The organism is Syntrophomonas sp. UBA1041 (assembly GCF_002316705.1).
In the GTDB taxonomy this organism is placed as follows: Bacteria; Bacillota; Syntrophomonadia; order Syntrophomonadales; family Syntrophomonadaceae; genus DTU019.
Genome location: NZ_DCEA01000029.1, coordinates 1 through 2,700, shown reverse-complemented (window position 1 = coordinate 2,700; position 2,700 = coordinate 1). Strand labels below are relative to the sequence as shown.

Below are 2,700 nucleotides of genomic sequence, written 5' to 3'. Positions count from 1 at the left end.
TGGAAGGTAACACGGGGCTGGATCTCGAATTTCACGAAAGTATAGTTGGGATAGAAACCGTTTTGAGAACGGCAGCCTAAAGTATGAATTTCGATATTTAAATAAAGGGGTGCTGAGATGGTAAGATACTACGGGGAGCGCATAGGCATTTTGGATGTTATCAGGGATACCTTCAGGCTTTTGCGGAAGAACTTCATATTGTTGTTTTGTATTGCATTGATTGGTGCCGTAATATCGTTAGCAGGAAGCACTTACGCATTTTTATTTGGTGAGGAAATTTCCGGTTTCACCATTTTTCTGTTAGGGGCGGCAGATGTATTTATTACCGTTTGGATCAATGCGGCGATAATCTTCTCAAGCGCTTCATTGCATGATGGTAATCAGTTTTCGCTTGCTGAAATGAAAAAGGTGACGCGGAGTAAGTATTGGAGCGCATTTATAGCTACGATGAAGTTGGCGCTTATCATACTGGTGCCAATATTATTGATCTATTATTTGGCGATAGTAATTCCGGCGGTGGGCGTTCTGGTGCTGTTGCCAGCTTTTTGTTTTCTTTTTTATCTTAGTTTCAGATACTTGTTCGTAGTGCATAGTGTCATTCTGGAGGAGCATGCGATTGGTGCGTTTAAAAATAGCAGCCGGTTGGTAGACGGTAGGTTTTGGAAGATAGTAGGCGGAACGCTCCTCTTTTCCGCCATATTCATAACTATTTCGCTAATAGATACTTTTTATATTGCGGATACATTGATCAGCCAGCCTGCCTGGGTGATTTATCTGCATGATGTTGCCATCTCTTTTTATGATGTTGCCCTTCTGGTAATCGAGACAGCTTTCACTACGCTGCTTTACCTTAGGCTCCGGGAACTTGAAGCTGGCCCGGGAAGATCTGCCAGCAACAGTTCGACGGATGGATCAGATTCTGGTTATGGAGGATATCATGAACCCAAAATATGATCGTTGTACTGAAAAATGGAATACAATCTTCGCCAAAGAAAAACCGGAGGCACCTGTCGAGGCGAGTACTGGCAACGAATTATTTGATCAAGGTTTGCAATGGGTGTGTGCCGGATCAGAAACGGTTTTGGACTTCGGCTGCGGAGATGGAACGATCCTTTTTAAATGTGCTCTGCATGGTACGAAAGGGCATATTGGTATTGATTTATCAGATAAAGGTATCGAAAAGGCCAACAGTAAGAAGACGCAAATGCCATGCGGCGATTTCCGCTTTATTTGTGGTGGGATCGAAAAGCTGAGGGATATTAATGCCAATAGTGTAGACGCTGCAATATTGTCGAACATTGTTGATAATTTATATCCTGAGGATGCCGCCATGCTGCTGCACGAAATGCAAAGAGTCTTAAGGGTGAACGGGAAAGTACTAGTGAAACTTAATCCATATATTACCGCAGAACAGATCAAAGAGTGGGATATCAAGGTGATCAAAGATAATCTGCTGGACGACGGGTTAATCTTATGGAACAACACGACAGCACAATGGAAAGAGTTTTTGGCCGGGTACTTTCGGCTCCACGAATATCAGGAAATCTATTTTCCCAAGTATCAGCAGACCAACAGAATGTTTCTCTTGGAGCAGATAAAAACCTCTTGACCTTGACCTTGCGGAAAGCTTTAGGCTATAGGCAGGGGGGTGAGTGCGATGCTGAAAATTGGTGAAGCGGCGGCTCTTTATGGCGTTTCCAACAGGACCCTGCGCTTCTGGGAAGATGCCGGGCTTCTGAAAAGTTGCCGTATGGCAAATGATTACCGGTACTATGATGAGCAGAATTTAAAGAAAATCGAACAGATTCTACTGCTACGCAAGATCGATCTACCCATTCGGGACATTCAGCGCATTTTTGTTACCGGTGAGCTCTCGGCGGCTGTTGGGGCACTCGAGGCGCATCTGAAAACAACAAATCGCAAGGCCGATGAGTTGGGCGCTTTGGGGGCTGCGATTGGGCAACTGCTGGCGATGCTGCAGGCTGATAAAAGCCTGGGAAGCGACTCGAGCTTTGGCGTTGATGACGCAAACGCCGCTGAGGCAGACGCCAATGAAGCAGCGGTTGTTCGGCGGCTGACATCAGCACTCAAAAAGGTCCTCTCGGAAAGGGCGATCGTCATGTCGGGCATAGATACCAGTAGTAATGAAGTGCGCATTATCAGACTACCGAAGCTAATCGTTGCAAGCTATGCGGTTGTCAGCGATACTCCTGAAGATGATTGCTGGGGAAAAGTGGGCGGATTAATCAAGAAGTATGCTCTGGATCAGGAGTCGGGATTTCGATATTTTGGCCTTGGATTCAGTGATGACAAGGGAAAATACGGCTACGAAATGTGGGTGATGGTTCCAGAGGATCTTAAAGTTCCGGAACCGTTTATTAGAAAGGAATTCCCCGGAGGATTATTCGCTGCCCTGCCAGCAAACTTGTCGGTGATTGGTGAGCGCTGGGATCTGCTTCAAGATTGGATCGTAAGCAGTGAAGATTTCGAGGCGGATTATTGTCCGGAAAAGATGCGCTATTGCCTTGAGGAATGCCTGGATTATGTAACTTTTCATGCTAAAGAAACCCCGGATGCGAGAAGACAGTTGGATTTACTCTCGCCTGTGCGGCGTATTTCAAGTGATGAAACCATGAATGGCAATTGTTCCGGCAAATCTTCTTCTGGGAAAGCAGAGATAATGCTTGAATTGGAGCCCCG

General features: G+C 45.8%; 3 protein-coding genes. All 3 read left to right on the top strand.

Annotation, left to right across the window (positions count from 1 at the left end):
* The first annotated feature begins 117 nt into the window (after nt 1–117).
* Complete coding sequence (locus tag B2633_RS05150) at nt 118–954, top strand: hypothetical protein (RefSeq protein WP_483169595.1); 837 nt, start codon at nt 118–120, stop codon at nt 952–954.
* Nucleotides 938–1,609 (top strand): class I SAM-dependent methyltransferase, encoded by a 672-nt coding sequence (locus B2633_RS05145; protein ID WP_483169593.1) that lies wholly within the window; start codon nt 938–940, stop codon nt 1,607–1,609. Before B2633_RS05150 ends, B2633_RS05145 begins: the two co-directional genes overlap by 17 nt.
* Before the next feature lie 48 nt (nt 1,610–1,657).
* A partial coding sequence (locus B2633_RS05140) for a MerR family transcriptional regulator (protein WP_483169591.1) occupies nt 1,658–2,700 on the top strand: 1,043 nt, incomplete at its 3' end.